The sequence below is a fragment of the Microbacterium sp. I2 genome (genome assembly GCF_051364985.1).
In the GTDB taxonomy this organism is placed as follows: Bacteria; Actinomycetota; Actinomycetes; order Actinomycetales; family Microbacteriaceae; genus Microbacterium.
In genome coordinates, this window is sequence record NZ_JBLWIH010000007.1 from 351862 (window position 1) to 371617 (window position 19756).

The window sequence follows — 19756 nt, forward strand, 5'->3', positions numbered from 1 at the left end:
TTTGACCCTCACGCGGCGTGAGGGTCGAACATCGTACGCATGAGCGACTTCCTTCGGCCCTTTCTCGACCAGCCTCATGGACGGTGGTGAGAATGGTGTCCATGGTCGATCTCGGCAACAGTGACGGTCTCACTGTGGGCGCCACGGCCGAACTCCTCGGCGTGACGGTGCGCACTCTGCATCACTGGGATGAGATCGGCCTGGCATCGCCCTCCGAGCGAACGCCGGCCGGCTATCGGCAGTACACCGACGCAGACCTCGAGCGCCTGGACCGGATCGTCGCCTACCGTCGATCCGGGCTCGGGCTGGAAGCCGTGCGCGAGGTGCTCGATGACTCGACCGCCGACATCAGCGCCCGGTTGCATGAGCAGCGGTCTCAGCTCGCCGAGCGCATCCAGGAACTGCAAGAGCTCGACAGGCGACTCGAGCGGATGACGGAGGCGCACGAGCGCGGCATCCTTCTCACCGACGAGGAACAGACGGAGACATTCGGCGCGGACTGGGACGCGCAGCGGTCGGCAGGCGCACGCGATGTCTGGGGAGGCACCACGCAGAGGGCGCAGTTCGCGGAACGCTCCGCTTCTCGCACACGCGAGCAGTGGCAGGAGCTGTCGGCGGCGATGTCGTCGTTCCAGCGCGATCTCGGTGATGCCCTCGGCCGGGGTGTCCTGCCCGGCAGCGCCGAGGCGGACGCGCTCGTCGAACGCCATCGCGAGATCTTCTCGAACTTCTTCCCGCTGACGCGGCAGATGCAGGTGTGCCTGGGCCGGATGTTCGAGTCCGACCCGGGCTTCGCCGCGCACTACGACGGCATCCGCGCCGGGGTGTCATCCTGGTTCCGTCAGATCATCGACGAATCCGCTCGCGCGCACGGGATCGACCCCGACACCGCCACGTGGCGGTAGGAGGACTCAGTTCCCCGGCGTGAGCACGAGCGCGTCGACGGTCGCGGCGTCGACCGCATCCGACGTGAAGGCCCACGGCGTCAGCTCCGCCCGCTGCCACGCCTCGGTCTGGTCGATGTAGTTCGGGTGGAAAGTGTGGCCGCTCGTCCCCGTGAGGTGGTTCCATCCCGAGGCGTCGAAGTCGGCGAGATCGACCACCATGCGCATCGACGGCACGGTCACCGTCGCGAAGTCCGAGCCGAGGGACCAGCCGGTGGCGTTGACCACCGACGAGCCGCCGCCGACCGCGAACGGTCCGCGGTTGAAGAGCCACTCGATCGGGGCGATGCCCGACGTGCCGAAGGTCTCGTTCACGAGTGGCAGCGCGTGCAGCGAGCCCCAGTTCCAGCGTGACGGGTTGTCGCCCTGGATCGCCGTGAGCCGCTCGCGCGCGTCGATCGCCGAGCGCTTGAGCATGTCTGTCATGCCCGAGACGCCGAGCGCCTCGTTCGTCCACCACGGCGACTCGGGGTCGTCGAGCAGCGTGTCGACGACGAGGAACATGCGGCCCTGGTCGCCGAGCGGCACCGGGTTCTGCCGTTCCTCCACGAACACGTTGCGAGCCAGGGTGTCCCACAGCACGTTGGCGTAGGCGGCGGCCGGTGAGTCGGCGGCGTTCTGACCGTCCCACTCGCGCAGCAGATCGAGCGCGGCATCCGTCTCGTCATCTCCCGTCGTGACATCCAGATACGCCGCCGTCAACCGCACGCCGATGAAGGAGTGGTTGTCGGCCTGCACGGCGAGGAGGTCTTCGGCCGTGAGCGGGCCGTTCGCGATGCGGCGCTGCAGCATCTCGGTGATGCGCGCGGCACGCCACCCGTAGTCCCAGTCGCGCGTGAGGAAGTGCGGGTACTCGTCGCCGACGATCGCGTTGTTCGCCGTGACGATGTAGCCCTCTTCGGGGTTGTACACGACGGGCAGCTCCTCGAAGGGGATGAAGCCCTGCCACGCGTACGTCGAGTCCCAGCCCGGCTGCGGCATCGATCCGTCGCCGGCACCCCGGATCGGGAGCTTGCCGGGCGTCTGATACCCGATGTTCCCCTCGACGTCGGCGTAGACGAGGTTCTGCGCGGGCACGTCGAACTGCGCCGCTGCGCCGCGGAAGTCGTCGAAGTCGCGGGCGGTGTTCAGCGCGAAGATCGCGGTCGCGGTGGTGCCGGGCTCGAGCGCCGTCCACTTCAGCGACACGGCGTACTCGCCGTCCGGGGCGGCTGTCGGCGCCGTCACCGTGCCGTCGGTGCCCGTGAAGGGCTCGTCGGCGATGGCCGTTAAGTCATCGGTCAGGCCCGAGACGATGGGGCCGTTGACGGTGGAGCGGATGCTGAGCTCGACGTCCTCACCGCCGGCGACCTTCAGCGTCTCGGTGCGCTCCTCGAGCGGCACCAGTGCGCCGTCGTACCAGTACGAGTCGCCCTCGATCTTCTCGAGGTACAGGTCGGTGACGTCGGTGGTGAGGTTCGTGAAGCCCCAGGCGACACGGTCGTTGTGGCCGATGATCACGCCCGGCACGCCCGCGAAGCCGAAGCCGGCGACGTCGAACGGGCACTCGTCCGACACGTCGGCGCACTTCAGCTGGATCTGGTGCCACACGCTCGGCAACGACGCGCCGAGGTGAGGGTCGTTCGCGAGCAGCGGCATCCCCGACTCGGTCAGGTCGCCCGAGACGACCCACGAGTTCGAGCCGATGCCCTCGCCCACGCCGCCGACGAGCGTGCTGACGGCGGCCACGACGTCGTTCACCTCGGTCCACTCGATCGAGGCCGACGGCTCCGTCTCCGTGTCCGCTTCGGTGTCGGCATCCGTCGTCTCGCCCTCGCCGTCCTCGGCGATGTCGGGCACGGTGCCCATGGCGGGCACGGTGGAGATCTCCGGCACGATCACCGGGTTGCGGTCGAACGGGTACGCCGGGTACAGCTCGTCGATCTCGGCCTGCGTGAAGCCCGGCGCGATGACGGCGCGCTCCGTCTCGTCCTCGATGTTGGAACGCAGGTCCCAGGCCATCGCCTTCAGCCATGCCACCGAGTCGGCGGGCGCCCACGGCTCGATCTCGTAGCCCGAGTTCTGCAGGCCCAGCACCGCGTACTCGAACGACGCGTCGGGGCCGTCGTGCTCGGCGAGATAGGCGTTCACGCCGTCGGCGTAGGCCTCGTAGTAGGCGCGCTCGGTGTCGCCGAGAGCCTCGACCTCCTGCTCGGCGATCTCGCGCCAGCCGAGGGTGCGCAAGAAGCGGTCGGTCTCGAGCTGGGACTCGCCGAACAGCTCCGACACGCGACCGCTCGTGACGTGCCGGCGGAAGTCCATCTCCCAGAACCGATCCTGTGCGTGCACGTAGCCCTGCGAGAAGAAGAGGTCGTGGGTGGAGTCGGCCGTGATGGTCGGGATGCCGAGGCCGTCGCGCTGCACGGTGACCTGGTCGTCGAGCCCGGCGACGGCGACCTCGCCGCTCAGCTGCGGGAAGGAGCGCTGCACCGTGTAGACCACGAATCCGACCGCGATCAGCGCCAGCACCACGACGCCGGCGAGCACGCTGTAGAGCGTGATGCCGATCTTGCGCCCGACCGAAGGTCCGCGCGGGGCGTCGTCATCGGTGGCGTATGGCGAGCTGGGCGGCTTCGACATTGAAGGTCTTTCCGGTCGGCGAGGGAGGCACGCGATACCACGCGGCACGAAACCCGGTGCCGTGCGTCGGGTCGCTGGGCACCGTTCGGAATCGTAACCCCGCCGCGTGCCCTGTGCCGAATCGCCACCGGAGTCGTCCGGCTCGACGTCATCACCGGATCAGGTGATTTCACCGGCGTAGGACGTTCGCGCCCGGATTCTCCTGTCTCCGCGAAATCACCTGATCTCGCGACGGGCGTGCAGGCATGCGCGCAGGCGGGCGTGCAGGCGGGGCGGAGGCGGGTCAGTCGGTGCCGAAGTCGAACGCGGATGCCTCGTTCGCGGCATCCGTCGCCTCTGCGAGCTCTTCCTCCTCGGCACTGAGCTGCTCGGTGCGCTCGGTGATCTCGCCCGCCTCGCCCTGTGACAGGTGGCCGACCAGCTCGCCGGTGGTGCCGCCGATGATGCCGGCCGCGGCGTAGTGCTCGAGGCGCACACGCGAGTCGGCGATGTCGAGGTTGCGCATCGTGAGCTGGCCGATGCGGTCGGTGGGGCCGAACGCGGCGTCGCCGACACGCTCCATCGACAGCTTCTCGGGGTGGTACGACAGGCGCGGGCCGGTGGTGTCGAGGATCGTGTAGTCCTCGCCGCGGCGCAGGCGCAGCGTCACCGAGCCTGTCACGGTCGAGCCCACCCACTTCTGGATCGACTCGCGCAGCATGAGCGACTGCGGCTCGAGCCAGCGGCCCTCATACATGAGGCGGCCCAGACGACGGCCCTGCTCGTGGTACGTCGCGAGGGTGTCTTCGTTCAGGATGCCGTTGACCAGGCGCTCGTACGCGATGAACAGCAGCGCCATCCCCGGCGCCTCGTAGATCCCACGGGACTTGGCCTCGATGATGCGGTTCTCGATCTGGTCGCTCATGCCGAGGCCGTGGCGGCCTCCGATGCGGTTGGCCTCCAGGACGAGCTCGACCGCGTCCGAGTACTCCACACCGTTGAGTGCGACCGGGCGGCCGGCGTCGAAGGTCACGGTGACGTCCTCGGTGGAGATCTCGACGGCCGGGTCCCAGAACCGCACGCCCATGATCGGCTCGACGGTCTCGAGTGACACGTCCAGGTGCTCGAGAGTCTTGGCCTCGTGGGTGGCACCCCAGATGTTGGCGTCGGTGGAGTACGCCTTCTCGGCCGAGTCGCGGTACGGGAAGCCGTGCTCGACGAGCCACTCGCTCATCTCTTTGCGGCCGCCGAGCTCGGTGACGAAGTCGGCGTCGAGCCACGGCTTGTAGATGCGCAGTGCCGGGTTGGCCAGCAGGCCGTAGCGGTAGAACCGCTCGATGTCGTTGCCCTTGTAGGTGGAGCCGTCGCCCCAGATGTCGACGCCGTCCTCCTTCATCGCACGCACGAGCAGCGTGCCGGTGACGGCGCGGCCGATGGGCGTCGTGTTGAAGTAGGTGCGGCCGCCGGAGCGGATGTGGAACGCACCGCAGGCCAGGGCGCCGAAGCCCTCTTCGACCAGCGCCGGCTTGCAGTCCACCAAGCGCGAGAGCTCGGCGCCGTACGTGAGCGCGCGGTCGGGGATCGAGGCGATGTCGTCCTCGTCGGGCTGACCGAGGTCGCCGGTGTAGGTGCACGGGACGGCACCCTTGTCGCGCATCCACGCGACGGCGACGGAGGTGTCCAGGCCCCCCGAGAAGGCGATGCCGACGCGCTCGCCGACGGGCAGGGACTGGAGGACCTTTGACATGCACTCAATTCTAGGGATGGGCGGATGCTGCGCTCGCCCCCGTCCGATTCGGCGTTCGTGGTCTCTCGCGCTGTCGTTTCCTGCTCGCGCGCCCGAAGACATCGACCGCGGATGCAGGAACCGACCGCGCGAGCGGATGCCTGGGCATCGCATCGCACGGTGGTGGACTCGGTCCGCCGCCGTCAGGCGTCAGGGGCGGCGGCCGGCGAGCCGGCGGTCTCGACGGTCCCGGCGCCGCCTCCAGGCGCCGTCCCCACGGCCCCTCCACTCGCCGCTGGCGCGTCGAGCGGAGCCTCCGGCCGCGTGGGCCCAGGCGCGTCTCCCGGAGCCTCCGGGCGCGTGGGCGCAGCCCCGGAATCCGGCATCCGTGCGCCCACGCGCCGACCCCACCACACGACCAACGCACCGACGGCGATGATCGCGACCGAGATGCCGATGACGTAGAGGACGACGCCCGGGTATCCGCTGATCGGCTGCAGGTCGGCGAAGTTCGGGTTGAGGAACGGGTACGGATACCAGAAGGGGTCTCCGCTGCCCGGGTTCGTGATGAAGGGGGCGCGGATCATCGTGTAGACGACCCACACGATGGGGAACGCGACGATCGCCCAGACCGTTCGCCACGGCAGCGCGCGGCGGAGAGGGCCGACGAAGAGGTCGGCGAGCAGGAAGAGCGGGCCGAGGAGATGCAGCACCTCGTTGGACCACGGCACGACGGCGCCGGGCTCGAGGTCGTAGCCGCGCAACAGAGTGTTGTAGACGATGCCGGTGATCACCATGTACGTCGTGACGCAGGCCAGGGCCACCGCGATGCCGGTGGGTTCGGCATCCCTTCCCCTCCCGCGCGTGAGGAACCACAGCGCCGCCACCACCAGCACGACGGCCGCCGAGACGTTGGAGAGGATCGTGAAGAAGCTGAAGAAGTTCGTGATGATCGTGGGGACGTGACGACCGGCGTCGACCGCGTTCGAAACCGACTGGACGAGTTGCGCGATGACTGCCGCGACGATCGCCGCCGCCATTGCGAGGCGCAGCACCGACCACGTCGTCGTCCATGCCCGAGAACGCATCATGCGGTCACGATATCGGGCGGCATGCGGCGGCATCGATAGGATGGGGTGTAACCGTCCATAAACGGGGGAGTAGCCCATGCCAGGCATCGTGATCGTCGGAGTCCAGTGGGGAGACGAGGGCAAGGGCAAGGCCACCGACCTGCTCGGTGAGCGCACCGACTGGGTCGTGAAGTTCAACGGCGGCAACAACGCCGGTCATACGGTCGTGATCGGCGACGAGAAGTACGCGCTGCACCTGCTGCCCTCCGGCATCCTCTCGGACGGCGTCAACGCCGTCATCGGCAACGGCGTCGTGGTCGACCTGGAGGTGCTGTTCGCCGAGCTCGAGGCACTGCACGCTCGCGGCGTCGACACGTCGCGCCTCAAGGTGAGCGCGAACGCGCACATCATCACGCAGTATCACCGCACGCTCGACAAGGTCACCGAGCGCTTCCTCGGGAAGCGCCAGATCGGCACCACCGGGCGCGGGATCGGCCCGGCGTACGCCGACAAGATCAACCGTGTCGGCATCCGGGTGCAGGACCTCTTCGACGAGAACATCCTGCGCCAGAAGGTCGAAGGCGCTCTCGACCAGAAGAACCACCTGCTGGTGAAGGTCTTCAACCGGCGTGCGATCACGGTCGACGAGATCGTCGACGATCTGCTGTCGTACGCCGAGCGCCTGCGCCCCATGGTCGCCGACACGGCGCTCCTGCTCGACGAGGCACTCGACCGCGGCGAGGTGGTCGTGTTCGAGGGCGGCCAGGCCACGATGCTCGACGTCGACCACGGCACCTACCCGTTCGTGACGTCCTCGTCGGCGACCGCGGGCGGCGCGTCCACGGGCTCGGGCGTCGGACCCAACCGGCTCGACCGCATCGTGGGGATCGTCAAGGCGTACACGACGCGTGTCGGATCGGGCCCGTTCCCGACGGAGCTCCACGACGAGCAGGGCGAATGGCTGCGCTCGCGGGGCTTCGAGTTCGGCACCACCACCGGTCGACCGCGTCGCGTGGGCTGGTATGACGCGCCGATCACCCGGTACGCCACCCGAATCAACGGCATCACCGACCTGGTGCTGACCAAGCTCGACATCCTCACCGGCCTCGACCGCGTCCCGGTCTGCGTCGCGTACGACGTCGACGGCGAGCGGTTCGACGAGGTGCCGGTGAACCAGTCCGACTTCCACCACGCCAAGCCCATCCTCGAGTACTTCCCCGGCTGGAAGCAGGACATCACGGGTGCTCGCACCTTCGAAGACCTCCCTGTCGAGGCGCAGGACTACGTGCTGGCCCTCGAGCGGATGAGCGGCACCCGCATCTCGGTGATCGGCGTGGGCGCCGCCCGCGACGCCGTCATCGTGCGCCACGACCTCGTCGACTGACGTGAAGCTGTGGCTGGGCGGGTACACCGCCGACATGGACGGCCACGCGAGCGGCATCGGGATGCTGCATGCCGGCGCCGCCGACGAGGCCTCGGCCGGCGGCGCGCTGGCCTTCGCCGGCGAAGCGACGATCGCCGACTCGCCCTCGTGGCTGGCCGCACACCCGAGCCTTGACGTCGTCTACGCGGCTCTCGAGAAGACGGGAGCCGTACAGGCGTTCCGCCGTGCGGGTGTGAGCCGATTCGCTCCGCTCGGCCCACCGGTGCCGGCCGGCGAGGCGACCTGCCACGTCGGCGTCTCGCCCGACGGCCGTTTCCTCATCGCGAGCAGCTGGGGCGACGGGCGCGTGGTCCGTATGACGCTGGATGCCGGGGGCCGGCCCTCTGCGCCGGTGCTCGCGCCGGAAGCGACCGACCCGTACGCCGACCCGTCGGCGTCGGAGCCCTTCGGACTGCCGGGAGTGCCCGGGCTCGCGGCATCCGGAGGGATCGATCTCGCGGCAGCGGCACGGGCGCTCCGCGAAGCCGCGGGCGAGGAGTTCGCACGGTTCGTCCCCTCGTATGACGGGCCCGCGCCGGCACCGCCTGCTGCCACGGACGACCCGGCGGCCGTGGAGACCGTTCGCCCCTCTCGCGCGCATCAGGCCGTGTTCCTGCCCGGCGGCCTCATCGCGACCACCGACCTCGGGTTCGACCTGGTCCGGCTGTGGCGCTCGACGTCCGACGGCCTGCGCGCGGTGCAGCAGGTCGTGCTGCCGAAAGGCAGTGGTCCGCGGCACATGGTGTGGCACCCGAGCGGGCACCTGTACGTCGTGACCGAGCTCTCGTGCGAGGTGTTCGTGCTCGCGCCTGCCATCGACGGCACGTGGCGCATCGTCGGCGGCACCCCGCTCGGCGGCACGCTCCCCGGCGACGCGGCGGCCGAGCTCGCGCCCTCACGCGACGGCGAGTTCCTCTACGCCGGCGTCCGCGGCAGCAACACGATCGCGACGCTGCGCGTCCGCGGCGCCGGCGAGACGCTGAGTCCCGTGGCGCTCGTCGAAGCGGGCGTGGACTGGCCTCGCCACCATCTCGTGGTGCGCGACATCCTCCTGGTCGCCGGTCAGCTCTCGGACGAGGTCGCTTCGCTCACGCTCGATGTGCGCTCCGGCGTGCCGGGTCGCGTGCGGCACCGCACGGCGGCGCCGTCGCCCACCTGCCTGGTCCCGGCACGCTGAAGCGAGTCAGAGCTTGGCGTCCTGCCGCGGGATGAAGACCTGCTTGATGATGAGCAGGATCGACGCCGTCACCGGGATCGCGACGAGGGCACCCAGCAGTCCGAGCAGCGTGCCGCCGACCATCGCACCGATCACCACGAGTGCGCCCGGCACCGCGATGGCCCGGTTCATCACCTTCGGCGTCAGCACGTATGCCTCGAGCTGCATGTAGATGAGGTAGATGACCGCGAAGATCAGAGCGGGGAGCCATCCCGTGAACAGCGCGAGGACGGTCGCCGTCATCCAGTACAGCACCGATCCGATGAGCGGGATCAAGGTGATGAGGAAGGCGAGGACGCCCATGAGCGCCGGGAACGGCAGACCGAGGAACAGGTGCAGCAGGAAGGCGACGACCGAGTTGCAGAACGCCAGCACCACCATGCCCATGAGATAGGCGCCGATCGAGTCCGTGATCTGCTCGGTCATGGCGGCCGCCTTGGCGCGGCTGCGAGCCGGGGCGAATCGGTTGAACGCGACCTTCATCGCCGGCAGACCGGCGAGGAAGTACAGGCTCAGGACGAGGACGATGATCAGGCCCGAGATGGTCGTGCCGACGTTGATGGCGAAGTTGAGCACGCCGCCGCCGATCGCGGCGATATTCGCGGGGTTGGTCAGGAACGCCTCGACCTGATCCAGGATCGTGCCGACCTCGGTGCCGAAGGTCGAGTTCAGCCACCCGTAGAAGTCGGATGCCTGGAACTCGTCGACGAGATCCGGAATGTCGCCGAAGAACTGCGAGATCTGCCCGACCAGCGCAGGCACGACAAGCAGCAGGATGCCGGTGAACACGAGTGCGAAAGCCGTGTAGACGATCACGATCGCCCACGGCCGGGCGACGTGATGACCGCCGAACCAGCGCACCACCGGGTCGAGGCCCAGGGCGGCGAACAGGGCGAAGACGATGTAGATGATGATCGTCGACAGGTTCCAGAACGCCAGCCCGAGGGCGATGGCCACCAGGCCGCCGAGGGTGAGGAACAGGCCCACCCCGAACGGGCTATTCAGGTTGGCCCAGAACGTCTTGCCCGCCGGCGCCTCGCCGGTGAAGACCGGCTGCCCGTCCAGGGCTGCGGCATCGAGCGATGCGGGTGACTGGGCGTCCGCCGGCGCCTTCGCGGCGGCGGAATCGGCATCGGCGGCGGGGGCGCCGAGGGCGTCCGAGGGGCCGGCCAGGGGCGAGGCGTCGGTCATGGTCACACTCTAGGGGCGGGGATGCCGCGGGCACACGGGTGCGGGCCAAGATCACGCGGATCGTATGAGTAGCCAGCGTCAGGCGCGGGAACGCGGCTCGGGTATCGTCGGGGGCGACGAGGAGGACCGCCATGGCCGAAGATCCGATGACCACGCTGGCGCGGCTGCGCAGCAGCATCGACAACATCGACGCCGCGCTGATGTACATGCTGGCCGAACGGTTCAAGGCCACCAAGCAGGTGGGAGTCCTCAAGGCCGAGCACGGGATGCCGCCGTCGGACCCGGCCCGCGAGGAGCAGCAGGTCGCACGCCTGCGCCGCCTGGCCGAGCAGGCAGACCTCGATCCCGCCTTCGCCGAGAAGTGGTTCAACTTCGTCGTGGCCGAGGTGATCCGCCACCACACCGAAGCGGCAGATCGCCGCTGAGACAGCGCCGGCACAGGACGAGGCCGCAGCCCCTACGCTGATCGCATGACCCGCGAACTGCGCATCGGCTCACTGCTCGAATCCGAGGATCGCCTCCCCGCCCACGTCCTCGCGCCCAAGCTCAATCGCCACACGTTCTGGTGCGGGCAGAGCGGTTCGGGCAAGACCTACGCGCTCGGCGTCCTCCTCGAGCAGGTGCTGCTGCAGACCCGGATGCCGCTGGTCGTGCTCGATCCGAACGCCGACTTCGTGCGCCTCGGCGAGGTGCGCGCCGAGGCCTCACCCGAGGAGGCGGCCGGGCTGCGCAGCCGCGACATCCGCGTGCGTCGTCCCGGCGGCATCGGAGGCACGGAACCGTTGCACACGCGGTTCCTCGACCTGCCGCTGCGTTCGCGTGCCGCGATCCTCAACCTCGATCCTGTCCACGACGCCGAGGAGTACAACGGGCTGTTGCAGATAGAGACCGAAGTGCTGCAGATCCGACAGGGGCGCCTCATCGAGTTCCTGCGCTCCGGCGACGTGGCCGTACGGCACCGGCTCGCGCTTCGCCTGGAGAACCTCGGCGTCGCCGACTGGGACCTGTGGGCGTGGGGGCAGCGCAGCATCACCGACGACATCGACGATCGGGCCGACGCGACCGTCGTCGATCTCGGGGGGTTCCCGACGCAGGCGGAATCGCGAGCTGCGGCCCTGGCGGTGCTCGACCACCTGTGGGAGCGCCGCGAGGAGCGGGTCGGGCGTCTCATCGTGATCGACGAGGCGCACAACCTGTGCCGGCCGGATCCCGCCACGCCTACGGAGGCGCTGCTCACCGAGCGCATCGTGCAGATCGCCGCGGAGGGTCGCAAGTACGGGCTGTGGTTGCTGCTGTCCACGCAGCGTCCGTCGAAACTGCACCCCAACGCGCTCTCTCAATGCGACAACCTCGCGCTCATGCGCATGAGCTCGCCACGCGATCTCGCCGAGCTCGCGGACGTGTTCGGCTTCGCGCCGAGCTCGCTGCTGGACCGCTCGCCGTCGTTCGCTCAGGGCCAGGCGCTCTTCGCCGGCGGTTTCGTGGAGTCGCCGACCCTGGTGCAGATGGGGGGCCGACTCACCCACGAGGGCGGCTCCGACGTCTCGGTGCCCCTGCGCTGAGCCGCCCCCGCATCTGCGGAGTCACGGCACGGCGCGGCGCAGCGTCAGGTACGAGATCCCCGCGAGAAGGACGGTGAGGACGAGCCCCCAGAGCGCGAAACCGAGTGGCCCCGCGTTGACGAGAGCCGTCCACACGTCGCCCCACATCGCGAAGAACGTGATCGCCCAGATCGCGAGCACCAGCAGCACGGCCACGCCGACCCAGATGGAGGTCAGCACCAGAGCGCCGAACCGCTTGTACACGGTGGCCGACCAGAACCCGAACATGAAGATGAGCATCGCCATGACGAAGTAGAAGAGCGCGGCGACGAACGGTCCTGCCGACACCACCCAGTCCAGTGCGAAGAAGTAGCCGTTGATGCCCCAGCCGCCTGTCGCCTCTTCGACGAGGGCCCCGATCGCGAACACCGCGGCGAGCAGCACGGCGCACATCGCCGCCGCCAGCATGGTGCCGAGGAAGAACTCGCGTCGGGTGACGCTCATCGCCTGCGAGAACGGGAACGTGAGGGTCAGCGACGAGATCCCAACAAACAGCAGCACCCACAAGGGTGCCTGCGAGCCGCCGCCGTAGAACGGTCCGGAGACGCCGGACGTGAAGAGGATCGCGTAGATCGCGAGCGACATCGCGAACGATGCGCCCAGCACGATCAACGGCACCCACACGAACGTCTGCTTGTTGACCAGCTGCATGCGCACGACGTTGACGGTGCGGTTCATCGCAGGGCTCCTTCATCGAGGGCGGATGCCGCCCGGCCGGCGTTGTTCGCGTTCGCAGTGGTCGTGCGAACGATGAGCTGCTGCAGTGAGACAGGGGCCACGTCCAGGCCGGTCGCGGCGAGACGCTCACGGTCGGCCAGCGAGAGGGCGCCGAGAACGGTGACGGATGCCACGTTGCCGAGCGTCTCGCGATGGATGACCGTGCGGCCCACGACGAAGGCCTCGACCGCGGACGCGTCTCCCACGATGTTCGCGGCGCGGTCGCGGACAGCATCCGTCGCCTCGTCCATCAGGATCCGCCCGCGATCGATCACGAGCACGCGCTCGATGAGGTTCGACACCTCGTCGATCAAGTGGCTCGACAGGATCACGGTGCGCGGGTGCTCGGTGTAGTCCTCGAGCAGCCGGTCGTAGAAGATCTGCCGCGCGACAGCGTCCAGGCCCAGGTAGGGCTCGTCGAAGAACGTGATCTCGGCGCGGGCGGCGAGTCCGATGATGACGCCGACCGCCGACATCTGACCGCGCGACATCTTCTTGATGCGCGTCTTCATCGGCAGCTGGAAGTCCTCGATGAGCCGCTGCGCGAGGTCCTCGTCCCAGTTCGGGAAGAACAGCCGCGCGGTGGCGAATGCGTGCTTGGCGAGTGCGTCGTCGGGGTACTTCTGGCTCTCGCGCACGAAGCACATGCGCGAGAGCACCTTGGCGTTCTCGTAGGGGTGCATGCCGAACACGCGCACGTCGCCGCTCGTGGCGAAGTTCTGGGCGGTGAGGATCGACATCACCGTGGTCTTGCCGGCGCCGTTGCGCCCGAGCAGGCCGTAGATCGTGTCCTTCTCGATCGTGAAGCTCACGTCGTCGACGGCGACGGTGTCGCGGTAGCGCTTGGTGAGGTTCTTCACCTCGATCACGTGGGTCATGGATTCTTCCATTCAGTCGGGGCGCGCCGAGGCGCGATCGTGGATGAGCAGGGTGAGGTCTTCGGGTCCGAGGCCGAGCTTGCGCGCCTCGACCAGGAGCGGCTCGACGAAGCGGTCGGCGAAGGCGGAGCGGCGCTCGCTGAGCAGCAGCTCGCGCGCCCCCGGCGCGACGAACATGCCGATGCCGCGGCGCTTGTAGAGCACGCCCTTGTCGGTGAGCATCGCGATTCCCTTCGCTGCCGTGGCGGGGTTGATGCGGTAGAAGCCGGCGAGCTCGTTGGTCGACGGCGCCTGCGCCTCTTCGGCGAGCGATCCGTCGATGATCGCGTCCTCCACGCTCTCGGCGATCTGGAGGAACAGCGCCCGACCTTCTTCGATCACATCACGTCCCGTGTGTTGGTTAGTTACTTGAGTAAGTAACCATATAACGGGTGCCGCGTCAACACAACTGCACCGAGCCGAGCACGCGCGCGTGATAGCGACGGGCTGCTCAGGGGTCAAATTTGCGATGCATCCATTCGGATGAAACGTTGGATGAGGCCCCTTTGCGGGCCTTCCCGACCAGTCCGCGGTCCCGCACGGCATCCTGGGGATGCCTCGCGGCGAGCGTATGGTCGGCGGTCCTTGCGCGGATCCGACATCCGTCGCCGCCGTCGCTCTCCGAAAGAGCGCACGCGTGTGACCGCCACCCGGGCGTGACCGATGCAGCCCCCTGCACCGGGCTGCCGAGGCGCACTGTGTCCACACCACCTGCCACCGCTTCCCCCGCCATCGAGGCGAAGAACCTGTTCAAAGTCTTCGGACGAAATCCCAAAGCCGCCGTCGAGCGCCTCCGCGCCGGCGCCGCACGCACCGACGTCGCCGGCACCGCCGCGGTCATCGACGCCGGCTTCACCGTTCAGCAAGGCGAGATCTTCGTGATCATGGGCCTGTCGGGGTCCGGCAAGTCCACGATCATCCGCATGCTCAATGGGCTGCACGATGCGACCGCCGGCTCCATCGCGATCGGCGGTGAGCCGATCACCGGCATCCCCGCCGGCCGGCTGCGAGAGATTCGCAGGGACCGCGTCTCGATGGTCTTCCAGCACTTCGCGCTCCTGCCCCACCGCACCGTCGCCGACAACGTCGCATACTCGCTCGAGCTGCGAGGCGTCGGCAGGGGCGAGCGACGGGCGAAGGCCGAGGAGGTCCTCGCGATGGTCGGCCTGGAGGGCTGGGAAGACAAGCTGCCGTCCGCACTGTCGGGCGGGATGCAGCAGCGCGTCGGGATCGCCCGCGCGCTCGCGGCCGACACCGAGATCCTCCTCATGGACGAGGCCTTCAGTGCGCTCGACCCGCTCATCCGACGCGAGATGCAGGAACAGCTGCTGTCGCTGCAGCACAAGCTGAAGAAGACGATCGTGTTCATCACCCACGATCTCAATGAGGCGATGTTCCTCGGCGACCGCATCGCCGTCATGCGCGACGGCCGGATCGTCCAGATCGGCACGCCGGAGGACATCCTCACCGACCCGGCGAACGACTACGTCGAGCAGTTCGTCCAGGACGTCGACCGTGCGCGCGTGCTGACGGCGGCCAACGTGATGGAGCGGCCGCGTCCGGTCGTGCACATCGCTGCCGGCCCGCGCACCGCGCTTCGTCAGATGCGTGACGCCTACATGTCGGCCGTGTACGTCACGGATCGCGACGGACGCCTGCTCGGTGTCGTCAGCGACCGCGAAGCGGTCAAGCTCGTCCGCAAGGGCGAGAACTCGATCGCCTCGGTGATCAGCCGCGTTCCGCAGAGCGTGAACGAAGACGAGATCCTGATGAACCTGTTCGTGCCGTCGGTGGAGTCGCCGCTGCCGCTGGCCGTGGTGGACGCCGAAGGCCGGCTCACGGGCGTGATCCCGCGCGTCACCCTGCTCGCCGCCCTCGGGCCCGGGCCCGGAGCGACCGGTGAGATCAGCCTGCCGCTGCATCCGCTGCCGGCGAACGAGATCGACGCCGTGCTCGCGCAGGCGCCGCTCGATCGGGCGGTCAGCGCCGAGGACGGGGGGATCCGCTGATGGACGGCTTCCGCATCCCGGTCGGGGACTGGATCGAGACCGGCGTCGACTGGCTGCGCGACAATCTCGACGGCCTCTTCGACGTGATCACCGTCGTCGTGCGCTTCCTCGTCGACGGACTCACCGACGTGCTCGTCGCCACGCCGATGCCCCTCATGATCGCGGTCTTCGCCCTCATCGGATGGCTGCTGCGCTCCTGGCAGATGGCCCTCGGCACGGTGGGGGCGTTCCTGCTGATCGTTGCGATGGATCTCTGGATCCCGACGCTCCAGACCCTCTCACTCGTCCTCGTCGCGACGCTCGTCGCCCTGGTGATCGCGATCCCGCTCGGCATCTGGTCTGCCCGCAACGACACGGCGCGCGCGATCCTCAAGCCGGTGCTCGACTTCATGCAGACGATGCCTGCCTTCGTCTACCTGATCCCGGCGATCACCTTCTTCAGCATCGGCGTTGTGCCGGGCCTGGTGGCCACGGTGATCTTCGCGCTGCCTCCGGGTGTGCGCCTGACCGAACTGGGGATCAGAGGCGTCGACTCCGAGACGGTCGAGGCGGGGCAGGCCTTCGGGGCCACGCCCGGTCAGATCCTCCGCGGCATCCAGCTTCCCCTCGCGACACCGACGATCATGGCCGGCGTCAACCAGGTGATCATGCTCGCCCTGTCGATGGCCGTGCTCGCCGGAATCGTGGGTGCCGACGGTCTCGGGAAGATCGTCGTGCAGTCGGTCTCGACGGTCAACCTGGCTCTCGGCGTCGAGGCAGGACTCGGCGTCGTGATCATCGCGGTCTACCTCGATCGCGTGACGGCGGCGCTCGGAAGTCCGTCGACGTATCGGTCATCGCTGCTGGGGGTCATGTCGCGAAGCCGTGCCGACCGCCGCGCCGTGCCCGGCCCGGCCGCCTCCGACGCACAAGACCAGGCGGAGCAGGAGAGCCTCCTCTCCGCCGGCAGCCGAACCGTCGGCTGAACGCGAGCACGCGGCCTGAGGCGCGCTCGACATCAAGAGAAGAAATACGAAACGTACGACGACATACATGAAGGACGGAACTGCATGAACAAGCGACACCTCACAGCGACTCTGGCGCTCGGCGCCGCGGCGACCCTGGCACTGGCAGGCTGCAGCGGCAACGCGGGCGACGGCGACGCCGAAGCCGGAGGCAACGGCAACGGCAGCGGCGCGAGCTGCGACACGATCACGCTCGGCTTCCTCCCGTCGTGGACGGATGGCCTCAGCACGGCGTATCTGCTCGAGAACCAGCTGGGCGCGCTCGGCATCGACGTCGAGATGCAGACGCTCACCGAGGCGGGACCGCTCTACACCGGCCTCGCACAGGGTGACGTGGACATCTACCCCTCAGCGTGGCCCGAGCTCACGCACGCGCAGTACATGGACGAGTACGGCGACTCGATCGAAGACCTCGGTGCGTACTACGACGACGCCAAGCTCACGATCGCCGTGCCGAGCTACGTCGACATCACCTCCATCGAGGAGCTTGCCGGCAACGCCGATCGCTTCGGTGGCCGCATCGTCGGCATCGAGCCCGGTGCGGGCCTGACCGCCCAGACGCAGGACTCGATGATGCCCGAGTACGGGCTCGACGGCGAGTACGAGCTCGTCACCTCGTCGACCGCGGCGATGCTCACCGAGCTCGAGAACGCGATCGACGGGCAGGAGGACATCGTCGTGACGTCGTGGCGGCCGTTCTGGGCGAACGAGGCCTACGACCTGAAGGACCTCGAAGACCCCAAGGGCGCGATGGGCGAGCCCGAAGCGCTGCACTTCCTCGGGACCGACGGCTTCTCGGAGCGTTGCGCTGAGGCAGCCGAGCTGATCGCCGGCATTCAGCTCGACGACGCCGAGTACGGCTCGCTCGAAGACATGGTGGTGAACGAGTACGCCGAGGGTCGCGAGGCCGAGGCCGTCGCTGCGTGGCTCGAGGCGAACCCCGAGGCATTCGACACGATCGTCACCGACTGACTGATCTCGTCCCTCCGATCTGGCACGCCGCCGCGACTCGGTCCGGCGGCGTGCCGTCGTTCTCGGCGACCGCGCAGGGGTCAGTGCCGCGGCTTGGGGTGTACGACCCGCCCCGGAGCGGTGTCCCCGCTTCCCCGAGCGGGCACCGGCCAGGGCGCGGTCTTCGGCGGTGGCGTGGTGCTCGGCCTGTCGACCGGGATCGGCTCGGGCTCGGGCTCGGGCTCGGGCTCGGCGGTCACTCGGGATGCGGCATCCGTCGCCGTCTCGGCGGGCTTCGCCACCGGAGCGATCTCGAGCATGACCTTCTTCTCGAGCACCTCGATGGCTTCGTCCGAGATCGAGATGAGCCCGTCGAGCTCCTCGCGGACGCGGCGGTACGCGAGCTGACGTTCGGCCGGAGTGGCTGCGTCGTCGATCGCGACCGTCAGCAGCTGCTTGGCCGTGTCGAGGCGCTTGCGCTCGACCTCGGAGAAACTCGAATCGCGCAGGCGCCGCGCGTCGCGCTCGGCGACGTCGAACGCCACCTCGAAATCGGCGACCGCGTTGCGGTACTCGGCGAGCTGTTCGCGCGTGAGACGCGCCTTGGACGAGGCCGGGCGCAGCCCGTCCGCGATGCGCTTGGCGCGCAGGAACGCCGCCGTCAGCGGCTGGCGGCCGTCGCTCATCGCCGGGAACGCGATCATCTTGGCGACGTCGAGCTCGTACTCGAGCCAGCGCGCGGTCACCGAGTCGTGCGTGGCGAACAGGCGCTCGAGCTGCGTCGTCTGCGTATCGCGGGCTTCTGCGGGTGCCGAGATCTGGGTCGCCGTCGGCGCGGTCACCGGGGGAAGGGATGCCGCTGCCACCGGCTTGCCGCGGGCTGCGGCCTGCGCGGCCTTGAGCTCGGCCTTCGCGTGCAGCACCTCGAGACGCCGCTTGTGGCGCCGCCGTGCTCCCCGTTCCCAGGCGCCGCCGACCGACGCCAGCACGCCGAAGAGCGGGAAGGCGAGCCACCAGAAGTCCCGAAGGAAGTCGAAAATCGGCTCCACCCTGTCATGCTAGCCGTCGCCCCCGCGCGCGGCGCCCGGGAGGTCGCTGAGGATCCGGTGCGCAGGCTCAGCCGCGCGGCGGCTCGTCGGGCCGCGAAGTGCCGCCCTGCCGCTTCGCGACGGCATCCCGCACGTCGGCGACGACACGCGCGGCCTCGCCGATCGCATCGGCGGCACGGGGCAGCCACGTCGTGAGCGGGGCGGGCAGTGCATCCCACGCGAGGCTCGACACGCTCTCGCGCGCGATGCCGAGTGCGTCGTCCTCGGCGGCGTCGAACGCCGCTTCGGCGGCCTGGACCGCGTTGCGGTAGGCGAGATACGTCTCGGGCGTGACTTTGTCCTGCGTCGCGGCGGCGCGCAGCGTCTGGGCCTCGCGCTGTGCACGCAGGAAGGCGAGCGTCGGCGGATGCTGGGGATCGAGTATCTGCGGGAATGACAGTGCCTTTCCGGCATCCGTCTCGTATTCGAGCCATCGCGCCGTGACCGCATCGTGGCGGGCGACGAGCTCCGCGATCGGGTGCGGTGAGTCGCGCCGCATCGATCGGTACCGCAGCGCGGTGGCACGCAGGCGGTCACGTGCCGCCCGCAGGTGCAGCGATGCCGAGCGCTCGGTTTGCTTCGTCACCGCGAGCCGACGTCGCGCGTCGCCGAGCGCCCGCGCGTCACGCCCCGCCTTCACGGCCAGCAGCTCGGCCTTGGCTGCGCGCAGCTCTGCTTGAGCCGACTGCAGAGCCAGATGCGCCATGCGCTCCTCGTGCCGGGCAGCGTCGAGTTCGATCCGGCGGGCGCGTCGCCCCCGGACCGTCAGCGCGGCGTACGACATCGCTCCGACGCCCGCGGCTGCCGGGGCGACCCACCACCAGCCCGACACGATGAGGAGGATCGGCTCCACCATGCCATGCTAGCCGCGCGTGCCGACGCCGCGGCCGCGAGTGTGCTGGGCGTCGCAGGCCTCAATACGGGCCGATCTCCATCGTGCCGCCGTGGCGGCGGCGGTCGGTCGCCTCGAACACCGGGTTGCCCGGACCCTCGTCCGGATCGCCGGGACGGGCCTGGCGGGAGTCGTAGCTCTCGCGCGGTGGCGACACGAAGTTCTTGATTCGCGCCCACAGGGACTGCTTCTCGGCCATGAGGTCCTCCTGCTCGGAGGCTACCGCGCCGGGCCCCCGACGGATAGCCCGAGCCGAGGCATCCGGTATCACCCGAAGAGGAGGGCGAAGACGGTGGCGCCACCGCCGACGAGGATGAGGGCGACGATCGTCACCCACGCGATGACCTTGACACGCCGCTGGCGGGTGTCGTTGAAACCGCTGTAGTCGTCGTCCTCCGTCGCCATGGCT

The 19756-nt window shown here is 69.0% G+C and carries 19 protein-coding genes; 8 read left to right on the forward strand and 11 right to left on the reverse strand.

The features are described 5' to 3' along the window. The first annotated feature begins 101 nt into the window (after positions 1-101). Positions 102-905: a MerR family transcriptional regulator gene (locus tag ACLKM7_RS06785; RefSeq protein ID WP_436446383.1), complete on the forward strand. Its 804-nt coding sequence runs from the start codon at positions 102-104 to the stop codon at positions 903-905. Between the two features lie 6 nt (positions 906-911). Here the strand turns inward: ACLKM7_RS06785 and ACLKM7_RS06790 are convergent, their stop codons facing one another. The 3 genes from ACLKM7_RS06790 to ACLKM7_RS06800 all read right to left on the reverse strand — a co-directional run bounded on the left by ACLKM7_RS06790 (position 912) and on the right by ACLKM7_RS06800 (position 6359). Beyond that, on the reverse strand, positions 912-3563 hold the full coding sequence (locus ACLKM7_RS06790) for a penicillin acylase family protein (RefSeq protein ID WP_436446384.1): 2652 nt from the start codon (positions 3561-3563) through the stop codon (positions 912-914). A 283-nt stretch (positions 3564-3846) separates the two neighbouring features. Then, positions 3847-5289 carry an argininosuccinate synthase gene (argG, locus tag ACLKM7_RS06795; RefSeq protein ID WP_436446385.1) on the reverse strand — a complete coding sequence of 481 codons (1443 nt, stop codon included), beginning with the start codon at positions 5287-5289 and terminating at the stop codon, positions 3847-3849. 182 nt (positions 5290-5471) lie between these two features. Further along, positions 5472-6359 carry a Pr6Pr family membrane protein gene (locus tag ACLKM7_RS06800; RefSeq protein ID WP_436446386.1) on the reverse strand — a complete coding sequence of 296 codons (888 nt, stop codon included), beginning with the start codon at positions 6357-6359 and terminating at the stop codon, positions 5472-5474. A 76-nt stretch (positions 6360-6435) separates the two neighbouring features. Here ACLKM7_RS06800 and ACLKM7_RS06805 point away from each other — a divergent pair, with 76 nt between their 5' ends. Continuing rightward, positions 6436-7722: an adenylosuccinate synthase gene (locus ACLKM7_RS06805; RefSeq protein ID WP_436446387.1), complete on the forward strand. Its 1287-nt coding sequence runs from the start codon at positions 6436-6438 to the stop codon at positions 7720-7722. 1 nt (position 7723) lies between these two features. Continuing rightward, positions 7724-8938, forward strand: a complete 1215-nt coding sequence (locus tag ACLKM7_RS06810) for a lactonase family protein (protein WP_436446388.1) — start codon at positions 7724-7726, stop codon at positions 8936-8938. Between the two features lie 6 nt (positions 8939-8944). On the opposite strand, the gene ACLKM7_RS06815 is transcribed toward ACLKM7_RS06810, so the two are convergent. Continuing rightward, positions 8945-10168, reverse strand: a complete 1224-nt coding sequence (locus ACLKM7_RS06815; RefSeq protein ID WP_436446389.1) for an AI-2E family transporter — start codon at positions 10166-10168, stop codon at positions 8945-8947. Positions 10169-10299: 131 nt separating this feature from the next. On the opposite strand from ACLKM7_RS06815, the gene ACLKM7_RS06820 reads away from it, so the two are divergent. Next, positions 10300-10593: a chorismate mutase gene (locus ACLKM7_RS06820; protein ID WP_168913383.1), complete on the forward strand. Its 294-nt coding sequence runs from the start codon at positions 10300-10302 to the stop codon at positions 10591-10593. Positions 10594-10638: 45 nt separating this feature from the next. Continuing rightward, positions 10639-11730 carry an ATP-binding protein gene (locus ACLKM7_RS06825; protein ID WP_436446390.1) on the forward strand — a complete coding sequence of 364 codons (1092 nt, stop codon included), beginning with the start codon at positions 10639-10641 and terminating at the stop codon, positions 11728-11730. A 21-nt stretch (positions 11731-11751) separates the two neighbouring features. Here the strand turns inward: ACLKM7_RS06825 and ACLKM7_RS06830 are convergent, their stop codons facing one another. From ACLKM7_RS06830 to ACLKM7_RS06840, 3 genes are read right to left on the reverse strand one after another with little or no spacing between them, the layout of a single operon-like run. Next, the gene (locus ACLKM7_RS06830) at positions 11752-12447 is read right to left on the reverse strand and encodes a hypothetical protein (RefSeq protein ID WP_436446391.1); all 696 of its coding nucleotides are present in this window, start codon (positions 12445-12447) and stop codon (positions 11752-11754) included. Beyond that, positions 12444-13364 (reverse strand): ABC transporter ATP-binding protein, encoded by a 921-nt coding sequence (locus tag ACLKM7_RS06835; RefSeq protein WP_436446392.1) that lies wholly within the window; start codon positions 13362-13364, stop codon positions 12444-12446. The genes ACLKM7_RS06830 and ACLKM7_RS06835 overlap by 4 nt, the downstream gene beginning before the upstream one ends. A 12-nt stretch (positions 13365-13376) precedes the next feature. Beyond that, positions 13377-13745, reverse strand: coding sequence for a GntR family transcriptional regulator (locus ACLKM7_RS06840; RefSeq protein WP_436446393.1), 369 nt, complete (start codon positions 13743-13745; stop codon positions 13377-13379). Positions 13746-14101: 356 nt separating this feature from the next. Between ACLKM7_RS06840 and ACLKM7_RS06845 the strand changes: the two genes are divergently transcribed. From ACLKM7_RS06845 to ACLKM7_RS06855, 3 genes are all read left to right on the forward strand, one after another. Then, positions 14102-15412: a quaternary amine ABC transporter ATP-binding protein gene (locus tag ACLKM7_RS06845; protein WP_436446394.1), complete on the forward strand. Its 1311-nt coding sequence runs from the start codon at positions 14102-14104 to the stop codon at positions 15410-15412. Next, on the forward strand, positions 15412-16377 hold the full coding sequence (locus tag ACLKM7_RS06850) for an ABC transporter permease (protein WP_436446395.1): 966 nt from the start codon (positions 15412-15414) through the stop codon (positions 16375-16377). Before ACLKM7_RS06845 ends, ACLKM7_RS06850 begins: the two co-directional genes overlap by 1 nt. Before the next feature lie 84 nt (positions 16378-16461). Next, entirely contained in the window at positions 16462-17388 is a 927-nt protein-coding gene (locus ACLKM7_RS06855; RefSeq protein ID WP_436446396.1) for a glycine betaine ABC transporter substrate-binding protein, read from the forward strand. An 80-nt stretch (positions 17389-17468) separates the two neighbouring features. Here the strand turns inward: ACLKM7_RS06855 and ACLKM7_RS06860 are convergent, their stop codons facing one another. The 4 genes from ACLKM7_RS06860 to ACLKM7_RS06875 form a co-directional block, all read right to left on the reverse strand. After that, positions 17469-18416, reverse strand: a complete 948-nt coding sequence (locus ACLKM7_RS06860) for a hypothetical protein (RefSeq protein WP_436446397.1) — start codon at positions 18414-18416, stop codon at positions 17469-17471. Positions 18417-18483: 67 nt separating this feature from the next. Beyond that, the gene (locus ACLKM7_RS06865; RefSeq protein WP_436446398.1) at positions 18484-19311 is read right to left on the reverse strand and encodes a hypothetical protein; all 828 of its coding nucleotides are present in this window, start codon (positions 19309-19311) and stop codon (positions 18484-18486) included. 58 nt (positions 19312-19369) lie between these two features. Beyond that, positions 19370-19546: a hypothetical protein gene (locus ACLKM7_RS06870; RefSeq protein ID WP_436446399.1), complete on the reverse strand. Its 177-nt coding sequence runs from the start codon at positions 19544-19546 to the stop codon at positions 19370-19372. Positions 19547-19614: 68 nt separating this feature from the next. Then, positions 19615-19752: a hypothetical protein gene (locus ACLKM7_RS06875; RefSeq protein WP_436446400.1), complete on the reverse strand. Its 138-nt coding sequence runs from the start codon at positions 19750-19752 to the stop codon at positions 19615-19617. Between the last annotated feature and the right edge of the window lie 4 nt (positions 19753-19756).

What these genes read in the sequence shown, in the direction of transcription:
- ACLKM7_RS06785 (WP_436446383.1), top strand. Translation starts at nt 102, where the DNA reads ATGGTCGATCTCGGCAACAGTGACGGTCTCACTGTGGGCGCCACGGCC.
- ACLKM7_RS06790 (WP_436446384.1), bottom strand. Translation starts at nt 3,563, where the DNA reads ATGTCGAAGCCGCCCAGCTCGCCATACGCCACCGATGACGACGCCCCG.
- argG (WP_436446385.1), bottom strand. Translation starts at nt 5,289, where the DNA reads ATGTCAAAGGTCCTCCAGTCCCTGCCCGTCGGCGAGCGCGTCGGCATC.
- ACLKM7_RS06800 (WP_436446386.1), bottom strand. Translation starts at nt 6,359, where the DNA reads ATGATGCGTTCTCGGGCATGGACGACGACGTGGTCGGTGCTGCGCCTC.
- ACLKM7_RS06805 (WP_436446387.1), top strand. Translation starts at nt 6,436, where the DNA reads ATGCCAGGCATCGTGATCGTCGGAGTCCAGTGGGGAGACGAGGGCAAG.
- ACLKM7_RS06815 (WP_436446389.1), bottom strand. Translation starts at nt 10,168, where the DNA reads ATGACCGACGCCTCGCCCCTGGCCGGCCCCTCGGACGCCCTCGGCGCC.
- ACLKM7_RS06820 (WP_168913383.1), top strand. Translation starts at nt 10,300, where the DNA reads ATGGCCGAAGATCCGATGACCACGCTGGCGCGGCTGCGCAGCAGCATC.
- ACLKM7_RS06825 (WP_436446390.1), top strand. Translation starts at nt 10,639, where the DNA reads ATGACCCGCGAACTGCGCATCGGCTCACTGCTCGAATCCGAGGATCGC.
- ACLKM7_RS06830 (WP_436446391.1), bottom strand. Translation starts at nt 12,447, where the DNA reads ATGAACCGCACCGTCAACGTCGTGCGCATGCAGCTGGTCAACAAGCAG.
- ACLKM7_RS06835 (WP_436446392.1), bottom strand. Translation starts at nt 13,364, where the DNA reads ATGACCCACGTGATCGAGGTGAAGAACCTCACCAAGCGCTACCGCGAC.
- ACLKM7_RS06850 (WP_436446395.1), top strand. Translation starts at nt 15,412, where the DNA reads ATGGACGGCTTCCGCATCCCGGTCGGGGACTGGATCGAGACCGGCGTC.
- ACLKM7_RS06855 (WP_436446396.1), top strand. Translation starts at nt 16,462, where the DNA reads ATGAACAAGCGACACCTCACAGCGACTCTGGCGCTCGGCGCCGCGGCG.
- ACLKM7_RS06865 (WP_436446398.1), bottom strand. Translation starts at nt 19,311, where the DNA reads ATGGTGGAGCCGATCCTCCTCATCGTGTCGGGCTGGTGGTGGGTCGCC.
- ACLKM7_RS06870 (WP_436446399.1), bottom strand. Translation starts at nt 19,546, where the DNA reads ATGGCCGAGAAGCAGTCCCTGTGGGCGCGAATCAAGAACTTCGTGTCG.
- ACLKM7_RS06875 (WP_436446400.1), bottom strand. Translation starts at nt 19,752, where the DNA reads ATGGCGACGGAGGACGACGACTACAGCGGTTTCAACGACACCCGCCAG.